This is a genomic window from Tatumella sp. UCD-D_suzukii, from assembly GCF_000611875.2.
GTDB lineage: Bacteria > Pseudomonadota > Gammaproteobacteria > Enterobacterales > Enterobacteriaceae > Tatumella > Tatumella ptyseos.
This window is the reverse complement of the sequence record NZ_JFJX01000022.1, coordinates 1-17,163: the sequence shown is the minus strand read 5'-3', so window position 1 is coordinate 17,163 and position 17,163 is coordinate 1. Positions and strand designations below refer to the sequence as shown.

The 17,163-nt window shown below is 53.1% G+C and carries 22 protein-coding genes and 1 tRNA gene; 11 read left to right on the top strand and 12 right to left on the bottom strand.

Features of this window, described 5'->3' with window-relative positions:
* Positions 1-15 precede the first annotated feature (15 nt).
* Positions 16-351, top strand: coding sequence for a hypothetical protein (locus CG67_RS06060; RefSeq protein ID WP_025902078.1), 336 nt, complete (start codon positions 16-18; stop codon positions 349-351).
* 130 nt (positions 352-481) lie between these two features.
* Here the strand turns inward: CG67_RS06060 and CG67_RS06055 are convergent, their stop codons facing one another.
* The gene (locus tag CG67_RS06055; protein ID WP_025902077.1) at positions 482-955 is read right to left on the bottom strand and encodes a hypothetical protein; all 474 of its coding nucleotides are present in this window, start codon (positions 953-955) and stop codon (positions 482-484) included.
* A gap of 844 nt (positions 956-1,799) precedes the next feature.
* Here CG67_RS06055 and rcsA point away from each other — a divergent pair.
* Positions 1,800-2,429, top strand: a complete 630-nt coding sequence (gene rcsA / locus CG67_RS06050) for a transcriptional regulator RcsA (protein WP_025902076.1) — start codon at positions 1,800-1,802, stop codon at positions 2,427-2,429.
* Between the two features lie 34 nt (positions 2,430-2,463).
* On the opposite strand, the gene dsrB is transcribed toward rcsA, so the two are convergent.
* The 5 genes from dsrB to CG67_RS06030 all read right to left on the bottom strand — a co-directional run bounded on the left by dsrB (position 2,464) and on the right by CG67_RS06030 (position 5,230).
* Positions 2,464-2,664: a protein DsrB gene (gene dsrB, locus CG67_RS06045; RefSeq protein ID WP_025902075.1), complete on the bottom strand. Its 201-nt coding sequence runs from the start codon at positions 2,662-2,664 to the stop codon at positions 2,464-2,466.
* Between the two features lie 115 nt (positions 2,665-2,779).
* Positions 2,780-2,914 (bottom strand): hypothetical protein, encoded by a 135-nt coding sequence (locus tag CG67_RS18650; protein ID WP_256360146.1) that lies wholly within the window; start codon positions 2,912-2,914, stop codon positions 2,780-2,782.
* A 29-nt stretch (positions 2,915-2,943) separates the two neighbouring features.
* Entirely contained in the window at positions 2,944-3,858 is a 915-nt protein-coding gene (locus CG67_RS06040; protein WP_025902074.1) for a DUF808 family protein, read from the bottom strand.
* A gap of 76 nt (positions 3,859-3,934) precedes the next feature.
* Positions 3,935-4,213 (bottom strand): hypothetical protein, encoded by a 279-nt coding sequence (locus tag CG67_RS06035; protein ID WP_025902073.1) that lies wholly within the window; start codon positions 4,211-4,213, stop codon positions 3,935-3,937.
* Positions 4,214-4,525: 312 nt separating this feature from the next.
* Complete coding sequence (locus CG67_RS06030; protein WP_025902072.1) at positions 4,526-5,230, bottom strand: phosphohydrolase; 705 nt, start codon at positions 5,228-5,230, stop codon at positions 4,526-4,528.
* A gap of 331 nt (positions 5,231-5,561) precedes the next feature.
* Here CG67_RS06030 and shiA point away from each other — a divergent pair, with 331 nt between their 5' ends.
* From shiA to CG67_RS06005, 5 genes are all read left to right on the top strand, one after another.
* Positions 5,562-6,884: a shikimate transporter gene (gene shiA / locus CG67_RS06025; protein ID WP_025902071.1), complete on the top strand. Its 1,323-nt coding sequence runs from the start codon at positions 5,562-5,564 to the stop codon at positions 6,882-6,884.
* Between the two features lie 318 nt (positions 6,885-7,202).
* Positions 7,203-8,201 carry a metal ABC transporter solute-binding protein, Zn/Mn family gene (locus CG67_RS06020; RefSeq protein ID WP_025902070.1) on the top strand — a complete coding sequence of 333 codons (999 nt, stop codon included), beginning with the start codon at positions 7,203-7,205 and terminating at the stop codon, positions 8,199-8,201.
* A gap of 1 nt (position 8,202) precedes the next feature.
* Complete coding sequence (locus CG67_RS06015) at positions 8,203-9,027, top strand: metal ABC transporter ATP-binding protein (RefSeq protein ID WP_025902069.1); 825 nt, start codon at positions 8,203-8,205, stop codon at positions 9,025-9,027.
* 12 nt (positions 9,028-9,039) lie between these two features.
* Entirely contained in the window at positions 9,040-9,939 is a 900-nt protein-coding gene (locus tag CG67_RS06010; protein WP_025902068.1) for a metal ABC transporter permease, read from the top strand.
* A complete protein-coding gene (locus tag CG67_RS06005) occupies positions 9,932-10,762 on the top strand; it encodes a metal ABC transporter permease (RefSeq protein ID WP_025902067.1) in 831 nt (276 codons plus the stop codon). Before CG67_RS06010 ends, CG67_RS06005 begins: the two co-directional genes overlap by 8 nt.
* A 70-nt stretch (positions 10,763-10,832) precedes the next feature.
* On the opposite strand, the gene CG67_RS06000 is transcribed toward CG67_RS06005, so the two are convergent.
* The gene (locus tag CG67_RS06000; RefSeq protein WP_025902066.1) at positions 10,833-11,051 is read right to left on the bottom strand and encodes a hypothetical protein; all 219 of its coding nucleotides are present in this window, start codon (positions 11,049-11,051) and stop codon (positions 10,833-10,835) included.
* Positions 11,052-11,206: 155 nt separating this feature from the next.
* Between CG67_RS06000 and CG67_RS05995 the strand changes: the two genes are divergently transcribed.
* The 4 genes from CG67_RS05995 (at position 11,207) to CG67_RS05980 (ending at position 13,028) form a co-directional block, all read left to right on the top strand.
* Positions 11,207-11,518: a hypothetical protein gene (locus CG67_RS05995; protein WP_025902065.1), complete on the top strand. Its 312-nt coding sequence runs from the start codon at positions 11,207-11,209 to the stop codon at positions 11,516-11,518.
* Positions 11,519-11,562: 44 nt separating this feature from the next.
* Positions 11,563-12,054 carry a GNAT family N-acetyltransferase gene (locus CG67_RS05990; RefSeq protein ID WP_025902064.1) on the top strand — a complete coding sequence of 164 codons (492 nt, stop codon included), beginning with the start codon at positions 11,563-11,565 and terminating at the stop codon, positions 12,052-12,054.
* 193 nt (positions 12,055-12,247) lie between these two features.
* A complete protein-coding gene (locus CG67_RS05985; RefSeq protein WP_025902063.1) occupies positions 12,248-12,622 on the top strand; it encodes a VOC family protein in 375 nt (124 codons plus the stop codon).
* 330 nt (positions 12,623-12,952) lie between these two features.
* A tRNA-Asn gene (locus CG67_RS05980) sits at positions 12,953-13,028 on the top strand.
* 205 nt (positions 13,029-13,233) lie between these two features.
* Here CG67_RS05980 and CG67_RS05975 read toward each other — a convergent pair.
* The 5 genes from CG67_RS05975 to CG67_RS05950 all read right to left on the bottom strand — a co-directional run bounded on the left by CG67_RS05975 (position 13,234) and on the right by CG67_RS05950 (position 17,155).
* Positions 13,234-13,893 carry a DUF2931 family protein gene (locus tag CG67_RS05975; protein WP_025902062.1) on the bottom strand — a complete coding sequence of 220 codons (660 nt, stop codon included), beginning with the start codon at positions 13,891-13,893 and terminating at the stop codon, positions 13,234-13,236.
* Between the two features lie 105 nt (positions 13,894-13,998).
* The gene (locus CG67_RS05970) at positions 13,999-14,658 is read right to left on the bottom strand and encodes a DUF2931 family protein (RefSeq protein WP_025902061.1); all 660 of its coding nucleotides are present in this window, start codon (positions 14,656-14,658) and stop codon (positions 13,999-14,001) included.
* A gap of 105 nt (positions 14,659-14,763) precedes the next feature.
* Positions 14,764-15,438, bottom strand: coding sequence for a DUF2931 family protein (locus tag CG67_RS05965; RefSeq protein ID WP_025902060.1), 675 nt, complete (start codon positions 15,436-15,438; stop codon positions 14,764-14,766).
* Positions 15,439-15,543: 105 nt separating this feature from the next.
* A complete protein-coding gene (locus CG67_RS05960; protein WP_025902059.1) occupies positions 15,544-16,161 on the bottom strand; it encodes a DUF2931 family protein in 618 nt (205 codons plus the stop codon).
* 376 nt (positions 16,162-16,537) lie between these two features.
* The gene (locus CG67_RS05950) at positions 16,538-17,155 is read right to left on the bottom strand and encodes a DUF2931 family protein (protein ID WP_051546343.1); all 618 of its coding nucleotides are present in this window, start codon (positions 17,153-17,155) and stop codon (positions 16,538-16,540) included.
* Between the last annotated feature and the right edge of the window lie 8 nt (positions 17,156-17,163).

Below are 17,163 nucleotides of genomic sequence, written 5' to 3'. Positions count from 1 at the left end.
CTTCAGGAGGTCACAGTGACACGCAAAACTCCCTTCAACGGGTCTGCCGCAGGCAGGCGACGCCAGCGCCGTGCGGCACTGCAAAGCGATGCCAGTAAAAGTACAGAGCTTTTGCACCGTCCGCTCCCTTCCCTGTCTATGAACCGGCAGACGCGCCCGCCAACTGAGCGTGCGATAACACCGGCCGGCTCTGCAGAATTACAGCTATACCGGCAGAAACTGCTGGAGTATGCCAGGGTCTTTGGTCATGAGCGCTGCGCACTACCATCGGCATCAGCAGGAGAGTCAGTTGTCACCTGTCATGCACGACAGAAAAAGCAAAAGGTATCGATTCCTGCTTACTATGACTGAGGCGATGACAGGATCATCCCCTGCTCTCTGCCAGCCGCTGCCGCGTCCGGATCTGTCCTGTAATACGCCTTAGCACGATACCTGGGTTATGACTTACGGGAAGTTACACCGGCATCAGCCACGGATGCGGCTATGTTGCCGGAATGACGGACACACAACGGGTAACAGGCTGGAAAGTAGCAATGTTTTCCTGTTGATACATTTCAACAATCTGTGGATCATCATCAATCGCAAAAAGGATCTCGTATCCCTGCGCAATCAACTTGCGCAGAACATGGCGCTTATACTCTGCCGGGGGGCGGTGGTCATGATCCGCACGATAAATGATTTCAGGATACAATGCCCCGGAAACCCTTCCCTTCAGCCACTGATGGGTCTGCTGACTGAAGTTTTGCTGTCTGCTGGTGATAATAAAAACGGGAGTGCTACTGAGTAATGCGTTCAGCATTTCAAGACCTGCATTAATGGGCGCATCGTTCACACATTCTGCCACAAACGGGTGCCATGCCTCGTTACACTGCCGTCTGTCTGCCGGCGGCACCAGGTGTGCCCGATGGCTGCTATCGCAGATGACCCCATCAAGATCCATAAGAATAATTTTCAAATAAACTCCTGTTTAACATACCCGTACCGGGGGAGCATCATTGTTACATTGAAATAGTCATCAAGGTGGATAAATATAATATTGTTCCGTGACCGATTAAAAGTCTTTTATCAGCAGCGTCCGGGAGAGACTGTCGGGAACGCCCACAGCGTCAGTCACCTGCACTCTTGTGGAGCCATCCCCGACCATAGCGTTTAACCGGGAAAGTGGCCCGACAGACGGCAATTATTATATTCCCGGAACAGCAGGCTGATATTTTCAAAAGACGTTTCCCGGACATACTAAAGTACACACCATAGAGAACACCCCGCAAGGTGATTAATATACAGATATCCGTCCTGAATAAATAAAAAGCTCCTCAGCAGTTAAAAAATAAAATCCATCCCGTGCTGAAACTGACCAGCCTGGCAGACAGGAAGACCAGCCTCTCCGGACTGACTGCATCTGCGGGTCTCTTACTGAGCGAGCACTCCTGAGTCATTGCCCCCGTAGAGCCCACGCCAATAGAATGTTGAACAACCTCCCATTCAGTCAGTTGACCTGGTTATCACTATAATCACTGGTGATCGACTTCAGGGACTGATATCCTCTGTAAAAATAAGGCATTATGAATATATAAAAGCCGGTGATGTCGCAGATTACCCCCTTATAATCAGATAACTGCCTTGCAGGTGACGTTATTATGACCATCAATTTGCGACAAATCTGGCAATAAATTTTGCGTTTTACATTTTAACACCGGATATTCTGTAACGACCTTCAGCGGAGAAGACAGATAGGATAAATATCAGTAATCTCTTAGCGTGTCATGAAACGATAATTGATCCAGGCAGGAAGAATCAGTATGTCAAGTGTTATCATTGACCCTTGTTACTTTACCCGACAGGGGTTGAGGGAATATCTGGTTTCGCATCGTATCGATAGCCAGTGCTATAGCGGAATAGACACGCCGCAACAATTCAGTGCTCTTTTTGAACAACAGGCACCCTCCTTCGTCTTTATTTCCGGTCAGTGTGTGGATAATTTTTGTCCGGAGAACCGGGAGGTGGAAGAGGTTATCGCCCGCCATCCGGATACCCTGTTCTTTATATTCCTGACGCTACCGAACGGGCACTTTAATGGTTATCTGTACCTGCGGGAAAATATTATTATCACCTCTAAATCGCTGGAGCGCGATAATCTTGATCGTCTGCTTCTCCCCCACCTGAACTGCGTAAAAAACAACCAGCGCAGACTGAGAAAGCAGGAAATTAAACCCGTTGCACTGAGCCGGGCAGAAACCGAGATGTTACGGATGTGGATGTCAGGCTGCGATACGCTGCAGATTTCAGATCGGATGCAGATAAAAGTGAAGACAATCTCGTCACACAAAGGGAATATTAAGAAGAAAATCAATACACGAAATAAGCTGGTGATCCATCAGTTGATAAAAATCAGCGAAACCCTGACAGACGGGCTAAACACCAGCTACTGAATGCAGGCCGGTGCCCGTCCGCAGGCACCGGTAATTAACCTGCCGGAGCCTGTATCGGCTGAACAAACATACCTTCCTCTGTATTGTTTTCATTAAAAAACCAGATACCTCGCGGATATTCTTCCAGCGCCACCAGATACATTATCCCTTCATTGAACGTTTCTGCCGCCAGGATCTTCCCTGTCCGCGGTGAGCCGCCGGCTGTTTTAACACTGACCCACTCATCAACCTGCATTGTTTTCTCCTCTCTCAGCATAACCCCTGCCTTTTCCGGTCACCGGAAAACAAAACAGGACAACCGGAAGGGTGTCCTGTTTGAGAATAGCACAATTATTCAGCGCCTTCCGGCGTCAGATTTTACAGCTTTCACAGTCGCCTTCATCTTCAGAACTGACGGGGATCGCGCTGGCTTTTTCCTGAGCTTTGGCTTCAGCGTCGGCCAGTTGTGCATCAATGTCAAATTCAAAAATATCGTCACTCATCATTATTCTCCTGTACTGATTGCTGAGCGCAGTTATACCTGCTTACCGGTGATTTTTCCAAACAGTTTTACCAGTAAAAGCACAATCGACCCAATGATAGCACCGACAATCAGGGGGGCCAGAATATCGCTCAGGAAAGTCTGCAGGAAGCCATCGGTATAACGGGTTATTCCGCTGATCACATGATGCAGCCGGGGGATACCATGGATAACAATCCCCCCGCCGACCAGAAACATTGCCAGCGTCCCGACGACTGACAGCACCTTCATCAACAGAGGGGCCAGGAACAGTAATCCCGCGCCCGTTTTACGGGCAACCACAGAGTGTTTCTTTTCCAGCCAGTACCCAAGGTCATCAATTTTGACAATCAACGCCACAATACCGTAGACCCCGACCGTCACCAGTATCGCAATCCCTGCCAGTATCAGGACCCGGTTCAGCAGGGGGGCTTCAGCAACAATCCCCAGAGTCAGCGCTACAATCTCAGCAGACAGGATAAAATCCGTCCGGATCGCTCCTTTGATTTTGTCTTTCTCATAACTGACCGCATCCTGCTGGCTCAGCGTTTCTAAACGTTTTTGGCGTTCTTCAGGGCTTTTACGTTGCTTATCTGCGGTGAGCCAGTGCAGGACTTTCTCTACCCCTTCATAACTCAGATAAGCACCTCCCAGCATGAGTAAGGGAGTAATCAGCCAGGCGGCAAATGCGGAGATCACCAGCGCCAGCGGCACCAGGATCACTTTATTAAGAAAGGAGCCTTTCGCAACGCCCCAGACGACCGGGAGCTCGCGGTTCGCTTTCACACCGGCCACCTGCTGAGCATTGAGCGACAGATCGTCCCCCAGTACCCCGGCGGTTTTTTTTGCCGCGACTTTACCCATCACGGAAATATCGTCCAGCAAGGTAGAAATATCATCAAGTAATGCAAGTAAACTGGTTCCGGCCAAGGGATGTTCCTTTATTATCTGCTATCGGTGAGGATCAATAATGTATCGGTACCGGCCGTCAGGGTTATGTTGTTACTCAGAACTCAGGGCGATCGTGCCGGCAACAGGGACACAAATCGACTTCACTGACTGTCATATCGGCAATGCCTGTTGTCTGCCACTCAACCCTGACCGGCTGACCGGCAGGTAACTTATGATGGATATATTTGCTGACAGCGCTCTCCGTCAGGCCACTGATCTCCTCGGTGGCAATTAACTGTTCACCGACATAGATGCTGGCTGTGGCACGGGTGCTCACCATTCGCTCATCCTGTAATGCATAAAGTCGTCTGACTGTCAGTTTAATACTGGCCATCATTGAAGTCCTGAGAGTGAGTGTAGATTATCGTTCGCCACTTTACTCAATTGTTAAGGGGTCACGCAAACTCCGGCCGGCGATTTTATCGCCGGGTACGCATTTGTGATTTCGCCGGATGGCCGGAACCTGCGAGGATAATCCGCTCACTATAAGATGACCGGCAACGCACATCCGGCGGGCCATCGCTGTCTGAACGTATTGTCCGGTAATAACCGGCTGTCGGCGGCTGAAGCGGGAGGTACCTTGTAGTGCTACGTGAACTGCGGCTGGCTTTATGCCCCGGGCCGTTACCCGGGGCTGACGTGTTTTTCAGGACGGTTTTAAGCGGTCCATAAACTCCCGACGGATTTCCCCGCCCGGCTGTTGGTCGGGAAACAGTTCATCGCTCAGACGGGCCATATACTCCACCAGAAATGAGGCATGGTATTCTGCCAGCGCTTTGCCGGCCTCCGTATGCATGGTCGCCGGTAACCCCAGTAATTTAGTCTGGAAGTGATCCAGTGCCCAGCGGGTATCGTCCAGCGGGCGCTCACGGGCGAACGGATCCTGACTATCGAACAACGGGCGACCCAGAGCACCGGAGGTATAAAAGACCCGGGCCAGCCCGATGGCCCCCAGCGATTCCAGTCTGTCCGCGTCCTGAACAATTTTTGCTTCGAGGGACCGGGCCGGAATGCCGGCACTGAAACTGTGGGCTTCCACCGCATGACTGACGGCAGCATACAAGGACTGCGGGAAATCCGGAAAATCAGCAGCCAGTACTCTCAGGGTCTCACGCGCCGCGTAGCCGGAGGCCAGATGCCGTTCAGGATGATTTTTCGGTAAATTCACCACATCATGGAAATAGCAGGCCGTCAGTACCACCAGCGGGTCAGCGTCAGTGTCCTGCATAATTTTACGGGCACTGGCCCACACCCGTTGTAAATGAGCCAGATCATGGGCTTTGTCTTCATGATCCCAGTTAAGCCGAAACCATTGGTCAAACGCTGATTGCCAGTCACTTAATTTTTTCATCCTGCTGCTCCTCTGTCTGACCATTACACTCCTGTACTGCGTTAAGCATATGACAACTTTACCGTTTGAGCCTGCGCTTCTGTCACTTTTAATGTAACAATCACCCTCCGGCCAGCGGATCTCACTTCCCCTTACGGGATAACGCCTTTTTGCAGGCCGTTATAACTTTATTTTATATTTTCTGCCTGAATCACAGGTAAAACTGTTTTCACCGGCCGCTTGTCGCGCTAGTCTCTTACCCCTGCATGCCATCCGGCCCCTGTGATTTCAGAAGGTCACGGTCAATGACATGCCTGTGTGATAATAAAAACTAATTTCTGGCAGGACAATTATGGACTCAACACTTACATCAGATACCCCGGGGGTTAATATCACTGCCCTGTCCCGGGCGAAGCGGGCAGCCTGGGGAAGTTTTGCCGGTGCCGTCGTCGACTGGTATGACTTTCTGTTATATGGCATCACTGCAGCTCTGGTGTTTAATCATGAATTTTTTCCACAGATAAGCCCCGCCATGGGAACCCTGGCGGCGTTTGCTACCTTTGGTGTGGGCTTTCTGTTCCGCCCGCTGGGAGGCATTATCTTCGGCCATTTCGGCGATCGCCTGGGCCGTAAGCGTATGCTGATGCTGACCGTGTGGATCATGGGATGCGCAACCGCAGCCATTGGCCTGCTCCCGACATTTGACCAGATAGGCTGGCTGGCTCCTGTGCTGCTGGTAGTATTGCGGGCCGTTCAGGGCTTTGCGGTCGGCGGTGAATGGGGCGGCGCGGCTCTGCTGTCTGTCGAAAGTGCCCCGGAAAAGAAAAAAGCCTTTTACAGCAGCGGAGTCCAGGTGGGTTACGGCGTCGGACTGCTACTGTCGACCGGGCTGGTGTCGCTGATAAACCACTTCACCACTGACCAGCAATTCCTGAGCTGGGGATGGCGTCTGCCGTTTATTTTCAGCGTATTGCTGGTGGCTATCGCGCTCTGGATACGCTGTGGGATGCATGAATCAGAAGAATTCGAAAAGGCGGCACAACAGCAGACGACGGTACCGGAATCCCCGGCCGGTCTGCCGGTGATCCAGGCGATGCTTCGTCACCCGGGAGCCTTCCTGCAGATCATCGCGCTCAGGTTGTGCGAATTACTGACCATGTATATTGTGACCACCTTTGCCCTGAGCTATTCCACCCAGAATCTGGGATTATCGCGCGAATTGTTCCTGAATATCGGTCTGCTGGTGGGGGCGGTCAGTTGCGTCACTATCCCCTGCTTTGCCTGGCTTGCCGATACCTATGGCAGAAGACGCATTTATATTGCCGGTGCGCTGATCGGTACCTTCAGTGCCATTCCGTTTTTTATGGCGTTAGAAAGCCGTTCTATGGCAGGAATTCTCTTCTTTTCGCTGATGCTGGCAAATATTGCCCACGATATGGTGGTTTGTGTTCAGCAGCCGATGTTTACCGAAATGTTTGGTGCCCGCTATCGTTACAGCGGTGCCGGTGTCGGATACCAGGTTGCCAGCGTGGTCGGCGGAGGCTTCACGCCATTTATCGCCGCGGCACTGGTGACCTGGTCAGACGGAGCCTGGCACAGCGTGGCGCTGTATCTGATGGCAGGATGTCTGATTTCCCTGCTGGTCGCTATTTTTATGAAACCCCGCCGCGCCTGACCCCGGCTGCGGTCCTGCTCTCCCGGGTGGTCTCGCCTGAGAGAGCAGCTCCTCACTTGCTGCTGTTTACGCCGATCACAGGTTGATCCTGTCAGATATATCCTTGCTGATGGTCCCCCTCTCAGGGCCACTGACATTCCTGCCCCGGACGACTACAGCCGCAGACTTTCCCCGTTTCCGTGACCGGGCGGTACAAATTTATTATCACGCCAGCGTCAAACGCTTGACACTCTTTTCAGAAGGTATAGCATTACCCTGAATTAAAGTTGTTATATTATAACATTACATTATAGTCACACTCTGAGGATGGGGATCCTGATGCATATCAACAGAAAATCAGCAACACACGCACTGACCGTACAGAACGCAACTCCGCGCGGCCTTTCTCCCCGAATCAAAGCCGCGGGAGTCCTGGCCGCAATGACGGCTCTGCTGAGTGTCAGCCCGTTAAGCCTGGCAGCAGAAAACTCGCCCTCCCATATCCATGCCATCGGTATCGAAAATCAGTATGCCGATATTATCAGTCAGATCGGCGGGAAATATGTGGAAGTGACGTCGCTGATTTCAGACCCGAATACCGACCCGCACGCTTTTGAAGCCAGCCCGGGCATCGCCCGCCAGATAGCTCATGCCACCCTGATTGTCGAAAACGGAGCCGGTTATGATGACTGGGCAGACAAACTGATTGCCGCATCACCCAATGCAAAGCGTAACGTGATCAATGTTCACTCCCTGCTGAAGTTACCTGAGAATACCGCCAACCCGCATTTATGGTACGACCCTCAGACCATGCCTGCGGTCGCCGATGCGATTGCCGACCAGCTGGCGAGTAAAATGCCGGAACATGCGGCAGAATTCCGGGAAAATGCCGGTAAATTCCGTCAGTCCATGGAACCGGTCAATGCAGCAATAACGGCCTTTAAGAACGATTTCCCTGACACGCCTGTGGCAGTGACTGAGCCGGTGGCGGACTATCTGCTGAAAGCCATGGGCGCGAAAATTCTCACCCCTGAAGCTCTGGAATACGGCATTATGAATGATATCGACCCCGCGCCACAGCTAGTCAGTGAACAGAATGAATTGCTGGCACAACGTAAGGTGCGGGTCTTTGTCTATAACCAGCAGGTGACAGACCCGGTCACCAGTCATTTCCTGGCGCTGGCGCGGAAAAATCATATTCCGGTGGCAGGGGTTTATGAAACCATGCCGGAACCCGGCTATCACTATCAGTCATGGATGCTGGCTGAAATCAGTGCATTACGTCACGCAGTGAGTGATCAGGTATCGACTGAATCGCTGATTGCCGGTAAACGGTGAAATGATGACCGAATCACCGGTGTTACGTGTCCGTCAGTTGGGGGTTAACTACCCCGGCCATCGGGTACTTCAGGATGTCAGTTTTGATATCGGCCACGGAGAATTCTGTGGCCTCATCGGGGCCAATGGCTGCGGAAAAACCACACTGTTTCGCGCCCTGCTGGGTTTACAGGATTTTTCAGCCGGGGAAATCACACTTAACGGCGGTAATGTCCGGCAGGGGCTGGCTGCGGTCGGTTATGTCCCACAGAAGAATATCCTGGATCCGGATATTCCGCTGACAGCCCGCGATGTCGTTGCGCTTGGTCTGGACGGTCACCGCCCGGGCTTTAGCTTACGCCCCCGCCGTTACCGGCAGCGTATCGATGAAATGCTGGATGCGGTGGATGCGCTGCCTTTTGCAGACCAGCGTATCGGCCGTCTCTCCGGCGGGCAGCAACAGCGGGTGTTAATTGCGCATGCACTGATCCGTCGCCCGAACCTGCTGTTACTGGATGAGCCTCTGTCGAATCTGGACATGGCCGCAGCGGCTGAGATCGTCGGTCTGCTCAGACGACTGGCCCGTGAGCAACAGGTGTCTGTGCTGCTATCTGCCCATGATATCAACCCGCTATTGCCTGCCATGGACCGGGTGGTGTATCTGGCTAACGGTCGGGCGGCCAGTGGCCCGACCGGCGAGGTTATCCGTACCGGCGTGCTGAGTCAGCTCTACGGCTATCATATCGATGTTATCCGGGTACACGGCCGTATTCTGGTGGTGGCCGGCGATCCCGGCATGGCTGAAACGGATGAATGTCAGCCACCACATGTTATTTCTGTTCCCTGAAGGACGACGCAGATGTTTTCCTTATTTATCAGTCACGGATTTTTCAGCAGTGCTCCTGTACAGACTGCACTGACCGTTGGCGGGGGAGCCGCCATCGTCTGCGGGGTCACCGGCGTATTTGCGTTAATGCGCGGCCATGCCTTTGCCGGGCATGCCTTATCTGACATCAGTAGTGCCGGCGGCGCGGCCTCCTTCTTACTCGGCATAAATGCGCTGACCGGTTTTATTCTGATGGCTCTGGCAGGGGCTGCAGGTATCGAGCTCAGTGCGACACGCCGCCAGCGGGAACGAAGCCTTTCTACCGGCATTGTTCTCGGTGCCGGGCTGGGCTGTTCTGCGCTGTTTCTCTGGTTTGCCGTCAAAAAACAGAATGCTTCCGGCGCAACGCTATCGGTGATGTTCGGCTCCATCTGGACATTACCGGCATCGGTTATCCCCTGGATACTGCTGACTGCAGGATGTGCGCTACTGCTGCTGTCGCTTATCTGGCGACCGGTATTACTGTGTGCCATTGACCCCGATCTGGCGAGGATCCGCGGCATCAATGTCAGACTGATCGGCGTATTGCAATTGTCAGCGCTGGCGCTGGCGGTTGCCTTATCGTCGATGACCGTCGGAGCCATTTTATCCACGGCTTTACTGATTGGTCCGGCCGCGATCGCTCTTAAATTTGCCCGCTCACCGCTGTCGGCCGTCGTACTTTCCGCTATTACCGGGCTGTTAGCCGTCTGGCTGGGCGTATGGCTGGCGTATGAAAGCTTCTATTGGCCTCACAGTCAGGGCTGGCCGGTCAGCTTCTTTATCGTCAGTCTCATTTTTATTGCCTGGGGGTTCAGCGGCATTCTCGCCCGGGCCATTGTGCCGCAAGCCGGTTCGGACCGGCAGCGATTCAGGAAGAGAAAACATGTTTAGCGGTTTTATGTTTACCAGCTGGACAGCGGCGACGCTGGTCGCCATTGTCTGCGGCATGGTCGGATTTTTTGTCATCCTGCGCGGTGCATCTTTTACCGCCCATGCCCTGCCGATGGGTGCCTTCCCCGGAGCCGCTGCTGCGGTATTACTGGGTATTAATCCTTTTTATGGCGTTCTGCTTTTTGCCTCGATCGGCGCTCTGGGGATCAATGTCTTCAGCCGCCAGCACCGTCATGAAGTCGCGACCGCGCTTTGCCTGGTGACGTTACTGGGGGCAGGCACTCTCCTGCTTAGTCTGAGCGGGCGTTATTCACGGGCAGTCTATTCACTGTTATTTGGCGATTTACTGGGCATCAGTCGTTCGCAACTGATCCCGCTGGTCATTTCAGCCGTCATTACCGTATTACTGGTCGCTCTGTTATTCCGTCGTTTACTGCTCAGTTCATTTTCCGCAGAGCTGGCGGCGGTTCGCGGTATTCCGCTGCGCAGTACCGAATTGGGGTTTCTCACGTTGCTGGCATTGACCACCAGCATCGCGGTACCGGTTGTCGGATCGTTACTGGTGTTCAGCCTGATGATTGCACCCCCGGCAATTGCACGCTCACTGAGCCGCCGCCCGTTCCCCGCATTACTGCTGTCGGTAGCCGTCGCTCTGACCATCGTATGGAGTGCGATAGCTCTCTCCTGGTTTACTGACTGGCCACCCGGTTTCTTTGTCGGTACGCTGGGTGCATTGCTATACCTCGCTGAACGGATTTATTCGGGGCGACGTCAGACAACACACACCCTGCCGCCACAGGAGGCGTCACCCGCCGGCCGGTGATCCGCCTGCCGGGCCAGGGCTCTGGCCTGTCTCTCCCGTTTCATCACGGACAGGATGGCTGACACCGGATTCATTCAATACGAATAATCTCCGGATATTTTTCCGTGGCTGACTCATGGAATATATCGTCCAGCCAGCGGGGGATTTCATCTTCCGTCAGAGTGTCCGGAATAACACACTCCCGCAGCCTTGAATATTTACGCTCTGTCATATCGATACGAAACACCTGCCAGCGATTCTGTTCACGGCGCACACCGATATATCGTCCGAAGACACTATAAATCAGCATTTTTCCTCCGTACTCCGTCATACTCAATAGCCGCCGGTATCGCTGTCTGAAGACAATGAAAATTCCGCGAGGTAGTGGAAAGAAATAAGATTTTTTATTACCTCCGCACAGATCTTAGGTAACATTGTCAGCTTATCGACGAAGAGGCAATAACAATGAAAGTAAAAAAAATATTACTGTGGACCGGGCTGATTGTGATTGGCGGCGTGGTGGGATTCTCTGTGAATAATGCCACGGTTGCCCGATATAATATTATTAACTCCACATGCTCGGTACTGAATGTTGCCGTGGATAACCATATGCTGGCACCTGAGCAGGTACGTACGCTGGGTCAGTTAACCGCCCAAAAACTGCAGGGTTCACTGGTAATGAATGCTTTCCGGCTGGATCAGCAGCAAATCAATGCCGCGGCTGTGGGCTCGAATTGTTCGCAGTTTATGGCGGGTATCAGCGAAAAATCCGGCTGATCCCGGGCATTGCGGGTGTGACCGGGCCAAACAGGAGACGATAGATGTTAAAGAACACCTCCGCAGAATGCAGGACCGGTGAGTATTCATTCTCTGAGTGTAATCTCCCCCCGGGCGAGGTCAGCTATACGGACTGCCTGGCGCTTCGGCAACGAGTCCTGTGGCCGGACAAACCCTTGTCCTTTTCCCGCGTACCAGGCGATGGTTCGGCCAGGCATTTTGGTATCACACGCTCAGGGATCCTTATCTGCTGCCTGTCTGTTTTTCAACTACAGGAGCACTGCTGGCAGATACGTAAATTTGCCACTCTCCCGGAATGGCAACATCAGGGTGTCGGCAGCACATTACTCAGTGCTGTGATCGCACTACTCACGCAGGAAGGTGCACAACGTTTTGAGCTGGATGCCCGGCTGAGTGCTGCAGATTTCTATCGGAAGCGCGGATTTTTACCCTGCTCTGCACCGTTTGAAAATAAGGGGCTGCAGTATATCCGCATGGCACAACAGGCAGAATTCAACGAATTGATACCCGGGTAACAGGTGCACTGCCTGCCGGAAAGTATACTCAGCCGTAATGACCCGGCAGTGTTGCCACGATAGCCCGCGCCATGGGACCTGTCGTACAGTACGAACACAAAGGCACCGGGTGTTGAACTGAAGTATAGGGGACTCTGGCTACCCGGCAGATAACGTCGAAATGCGGTTCTTACATGTTGAGGAGATAAATCTTATGTTCAGTCATGTCGTCGTGGGCTCTGATGACCTTCAGATCTCTAAGAAATTCTATGATGCTATTTTTCGCCATGCGGGTATTGATGATTCCGGTATTGATGCACTTAATCGTCCCTTTTACCGCAAAGGATCTCAGCGGTTTATCATTACACTGCCGATCAATGGTCAACCCGCAACCCATGCCAACGGGGGAACTATCGGATTTGTGTTAAACAGTGCTGAGGATGTGCAGGCCTGGCACCAGGCTGGCGTTGGGTCCGGCGGACAATCAGCCGAAAGTGCCCCTCATCTGCGTAAAGATGGTAAGTATATCGCTTATCTGCGGGATCCTTACGGTAATAAGCTTTGTGCCTATTCCCGGCAAGTCCTCTGAGCCGGCAAGTAGCCCAGGTTCGTACGGCAGAGACTGCGTATAGAGAATGCGCAGTCCATAGCAGCCCTCGCCGGTAATAACGTAAAGTCACGCCTCCGGCGATATTATAATCTGTCCGCGATTGCATCAGGGGCCCGGCCTGCCGGTTTTAAGGGGCAGATAATACGGTATTATTGGCGACCTCCCCGCCGCCCTGCTCAGCAAAATGACAGCAATCGCCTGTTTTACGGTCTTACTGGTGAAATCTTCGGCATACAGACACAAAGGCAACGAAAGTGCTTTGACAAGCCCCCTGTAGCTCGTTAATATTCGCCCCGTCTTCACGACAATTCCTCTGTAGTTCAGTCGGTAGAACGGCGGACTGTTAATCCGTATGTCACTGGTTCGAGTCCAGTCAGAGGAGCCATATTAAAGAAGCCCGCTCAGGAAAACCTGAGCGGGTTTTTTGCTTTTATGCCATTCACTATCGTATCAACTCCGTATGGCTTCCTCACTTCATTCACGACAGCATCGGTTATATTCCGGTCACTTACCGTTCAGGACTCCCATATCAATGGTTCCCGGCAGGTTCATCGCCGTGACAGACGTCAGGCGGGGTTCCGGAGTTATCGCTACCAGTTGCCATAGGGATAGGTTTTCCCTTTGATAAAATCCTTGATGTCCTGGTCATAACCATAAGAAAAATTACTCTGCGTGATCCCTTTGCAGCCATATAGCTGATCCCCGGACACCGTGGTGAGAGTTAAGGGTTCGACCGGCAGGTTACGCACTTTTCCGCTGCTGTTCTGCAGCCAGATGCGCACCTTACCTTCCGGGGCCAGTCCGAACAGCAATGTTTTATACCAGGCCGTATTTCCGCTCAGGTCTTTACCGGTCGGCACCGACATGGCCTCCCTGAGGGACGGTGAAAAGATAATGCTCGTCTCATAGGTCTTTTTATCAATAATGGAGTCCCAGCAGAACATCATCTGTGCTGGCGGATGCCGGATCTGATTGAACTGAGCATTCATCCTGACCCGATTGTTCCAAATCTTAGTGGTATCCGGATCCCCCGGTGTGCTGTCAAGTGTCCGGAACGTTGATACGACTTGCTCATTATCGATAATCAGCGCTCGGGTCACCACCGCCGGTAAGGCTCTGGGCGTGAAAAAGGCAAAACCGACCTTGCCGTAAGGCATCTCTCCGGTTTCTTCCGGTGTCTGCGGCTCTCCGGTATGGCAGCCGCTGACCATTACCGTCATCAGCAGGGGGATTAGGGGGTTCAGTTTCATACTTTCTTTCCATCCATGTTGTAAACGGTGCGCTACCGCTGCGCATCCGGGCGAATTAATCGCCGTTACCGTACCCCGGTCTGCGCCGGGGTTCCGGAGTTATCGTTACCAGTTGCCATAGGGATAGGTTTTCCCTTTAATAAAATCTTTGATGTCCTGGTCATAACCATAAGAAAAATTACTCTGCGTGATCCCTTTGCAGCCATACAGCTGATCCCCGGACACCGTGGTGAGAGTTAAGGGTTCGACCGGCAGATTACGCACTTTTCCGCTGCTGTTCTGCAGCCAGATGCGCACCTTACCTTCCGGCGCCAGCCCTAACAGCAGCGTGTTATACCAGGCCGTATTTCCGCTCAGGTCTTTACCGGTCGGCACCGACATGGCCTCCCTGAGAGACGGTGAAAAGATAATGCTCGTCTCATAGGTCTTTTTATCAATAATGGAGTCCCAGCAGAACATCATCAGGGCCGGCGGATGCCGGACCTGATTAAACTGTGCATGACGTCTTACCTTACTGCTCCAGCTTCCTACGCTGGCAGGATTTTCCTGAGTGCTGTCAAGTGTCCGGAACGTTGATACCAGCTTTTCATTGTCGATAATCAGCGCTCTGGTCACCACCGCCGGTAAAGCTAACGGGGTGAAAAAGGCAAAACCGACCTTGCCGTAAGGCATCTCTCCGGTCTCTTCCGGTGTCTGCGGCTCTCCGGTGTGGCAGCCGCTGACCATCATCGCAATCAGCAGCGGGATTAGAGGGTTCAGTTTCATACTTTCTTTCCATCCATGTTGTAAACGGTGCGTTGCCACTGCGCATCCGGGCGGGTTATTCGCCGTTACCGTACCCCGGTCTGCGCCGGGGTTCCGGAGTTATCGCTACCAGTTGCCATAGGGATAGGTTTTCCCTTTGATAAAATCCCTGATGTACTGAGGATACCCCTCCGGAATGCTGTAGTTAAAATCAATCCGCGGAGGCGCATTCTTGCAGCCATACAGTTGATCCCCGGACACCGTGGTGAGAGTTAAGGGTTCAACCGGCAGGTTACGCACTTTTCCGCTGCTGTTCTGCAGCCAGATGCGCACCTTACCTTCCGGGGCCAGTCCGAACAGCAATGTTTTATACCAGGCCGTATTTCCGCTCAGGTCTTTACCGGTCGGCACCGACATGGCCTCCCTGAGGGACGGCGAGAATATAATGCTCGTTTCATAGGTCTTTTTATCAATAATGGAGTCCCAGCAGAACATCATCAGGGCCGGCGGATGCCGGACCTGATTAAACTGTGCATGACGTCTTACCTTACTGCTCCAGCTTCCTACGCTGGCAGGATTTTCCTGAGTGCTGTCCAGTGTCCGGAACGTTGATACCAGCTTTTCATTGTCGATAATCAGCGCTCTGGTCACCACCGCCGGTAAAGCCCGGGGCGTGAAAAAGGCAAAATCAACCGGGCCGTAAGGCATCTCTCTGGCCTGTTCCGGTGTCTGCGGCTCTCCGGTATGGCAGCCGCTGACCATCATCGCAATCAGCAGCGGGATTAGAGGGTTCAGTTTCATACTTTCTTTCCATCCATGTTGTAAACGGTGCGTTGCCACTGCGCATCCGGGCGGGTTATTCGCCGTTACCGTACCCCGGTCTGCGCCGGGGTTCCGGGGTTATCGCTACCAGTTGCCATAGGGATAGGTTTTCCCTTTGATAAATTCAGGTGTCTCACCGTAATAAACATAGCCATTGGGATGTTGCGTACTCCCTTTGCAACCATACAGCTGGTCCCCTGACACCGTGGTGAGGGTTAAGGGTTCGACCGGCAGGTTAGCGATCGGTGCACTGTTCTGCAGCCAGATACGCACCTTACCTTCCGGAGCCAGCCCGAACAGCAGAGTGTTATACCAGGCCGTATTTCCGCTCAGGTCTTTACCGGTCGGCACCGACATGGCTTCCCTGAGGGACGGTGAAAAGATAATACTCGTCTCATAGGTCTTTTTATCGATAATGGAGTCCCAGCAGAACATCATCTGTGCCGGCGGATGCCGGATCTTATTAAACTGAGCACGACGGCCTACCTTACTGCTCCAGCGGCCCACGCTGTCGGGATTTTCCTGAGTACTGTCCAGTGTCCGGAACGTTGATACGACTTGCTCATTATCGATAATCAGCGCTCGGGTCACCACCGCCGGTAAGGCTCTGGGCGTGAAAAAGGCAAAACCGACCTTGCCGTAAGGCATCTCTCCTGTCTCTTCCGGTGTCTGCGGCTCTCCGGTATGGCAGCCGCTGACCATTACCGTCANGCACGACGGCCTACCTTACTGCTCCAGCGGCCCACGCTGTCGGGATTTTCCTGAGTACTGTCCAGTGTCCGGAACGTTGATACGACTTGCTCATTATCGATAATCAGCGCTCGGGTCACCACCGCCGGTAAGGCTCTGGGCGTGAAAAAGGCAAAACCGACCTTGCCGTAAGGCATCTCTCCTGTCTCTTCCGGTGTCTGCGGCTCTCCGGTATGGCAGCCGCTGACCATTACCGTCATCAGCAGCGGGATCAGGGGGTTCAGTTTCATACTTTCTGTCCATCCATGTTGTAAACGGTGCGTTGCCACTGCGCATCCGGGCGGGTTATTCGCCGTGACAGACGTCAGGTGGGGTTCCGGGGTTATCGTTACCAGTTGCCATAGGGGTAGGTTTTCCCTTTGATAAATTCAGGTGTCTCACCGTAATAAACATAGCCATTGGGATGTTGCGTACTCCCTTTGCAGCCATACAGCTGATCCCCGGACACCGTGGTGAGAGTTAAGGGTTCGACCGGCAGGTTGTCCGCTCTCCCGTTACTCAGGAGCCAGATGCGCACCTTACCTTCCGGGGCCAGCCCGAACAGCAATGTTTTATTCCAGGCCGTATTCCCCCTCGGGTCTTTACCTGCCGGCACCGACATGGCCTCCCTGAGGGACGGCGAAAAGATAATGCTCGTTTCATAGGTCTTTTTATCAATAATGGAGTCCCAGCAGAACATCATCTGTGCCGGCGGATGCCGGATCTTATTAAACTGAGCACGACGGCCTACCTTACTGCTCCAGCGGCCCACGCTGTCGGGATTTTCCTGAGTACTGTCCAGTGTCCGGAACGTTGATACGACTTGCTCATTATCGATAATCAGCGCTCGGGTCACCACCGCCGGTAAGGCTCTGGGCGTGAAAAAGGCAAAACCGACCTTGCCGTAAGGCATCTCTCCTGTCTCTTCCGGTGTCTGCGGCTCTCCGGTATGGCAGCCGCTGACCATTACCGTCA

What these genes read in the sequence shown, in the direction of transcription:
- CG67_RS06035 (WP_025902073.1), bottom strand. Translation starts at nt 4,213, where the DNA reads ATGGCCAGTATTAAACTGACAGTCAGACGACTTTATGCATTACAGGAT.
- CG67_RS05975 (WP_025902062.1), bottom strand. Translation starts at nt 13,893, where the DNA reads ATGAAACTGAACCCCCTAATCCCCCTGCTGATGACGGTAATGGTCAGC.
- CG67_RS05990 (WP_025902064.1), top strand. Translation starts at nt 11,563, where the DNA reads ATGTTAAAGAACACCTCCGCAGAATGCAGGACCGGTGAGTATTCATTC.
- CG67_RS06020 (WP_025902070.1), top strand. Translation starts at nt 7,203, where the DNA reads ATGCATATCAACAGAAAATCAGCAACACACGCACTGACCGTACAGAAC.
- CG67_RS05965 (WP_025902060.1), bottom strand. Translation starts at nt 15,438, where the DNA reads ATGAAACTGAACCCTCTAATCCCGCTGCTGATTGCGATGATGGTCAGC.
- CG67_RS06005 (WP_025902067.1), top strand. Translation starts at nt 9,932, where the DNA reads ATGTTTAGCGGTTTTATGTTTACCAGCTGGACAGCGGCGACGCTGGTC.
- CG67_RS05970 (WP_025902061.1), bottom strand. Translation starts at nt 14,658, where the DNA reads ATGAAACTGAACCCTCTAATCCCGCTGCTGATTGCGATGATGGTCAGC.
- CG67_RS06010 (WP_025902068.1), top strand. Translation starts at nt 9,040, where the DNA reads ATGTTTTCCTTATTTATCAGTCACGGATTTTTCAGCAGTGCTCCTGTA.
- dsrB (WP_025902075.1), bottom strand. Translation starts at nt 2,664, where the DNA reads ATGCAGGTTGATGAGTGGGTCAGTGTTAAAACAGCCGGCGGCTCACCG.
- CG67_RS06000 (WP_025902066.1), bottom strand. Translation starts at nt 11,051, where the DNA reads ATGCTGATTTATAGTGTCTTCGGACGATATATCGGTGTGCGCCGTGAA.
- CG67_RS18650 (WP_256360146.1), bottom strand. Translation starts at nt 2,914, where the DNA reads ATGATGAGTGACGATATTTTTGAATTTGACATTGATGCACAACTGGCC.
- CG67_RS05950 (WP_051546343.1), bottom strand. Translation starts at nt 17,155, where the DNA reads ATGGTCAGCGGCTGCCATACCGGAGAGCCGCAGACACCGGAAGAGACA.
- CG67_RS06015 (WP_025902069.1), top strand. Translation starts at nt 8,203, where the DNA reads ATGATGACCGAATCACCGGTGTTACGTGTCCGTCAGTTGGGGGTTAAC.
- CG67_RS05995 (WP_025902065.1), top strand. Translation starts at nt 11,207, where the DNA reads ATGAAAGTAAAAAAAATATTACTGTGGACCGGGCTGATTGTGATTGGC.
- shiA (WP_025902071.1), top strand. Translation starts at nt 5,562, where the DNA reads ATGGACTCAACACTTACATCAGATACCCCGGGGGTTAATATCACTGCC.
- CG67_RS06030 (WP_025902072.1), bottom strand. Translation starts at nt 5,230, where the DNA reads ATGAAAAAATTAAGTGACTGGCAATCAGCGTTTGACCAATGGTTTCGG.
- CG67_RS05960 (WP_025902059.1), bottom strand. Translation starts at nt 16,161, where the DNA reads ATGGTCAGCGGCTGCCATACCGGAGAGCCGCAGACACCGGAAGAGACA.
- rcsA (WP_025902076.1), top strand. Translation starts at nt 1,800, where the DNA reads ATGTCAAGTGTTATCATTGACCCTTGTTACTTTACCCGACAGGGGTTG.
- CG67_RS05985 (WP_025902063.1), top strand. Translation starts at nt 12,248, where the DNA reads ATGTTCAGTCATGTCGTCGTGGGCTCTGATGACCTTCAGATCTCTAAG.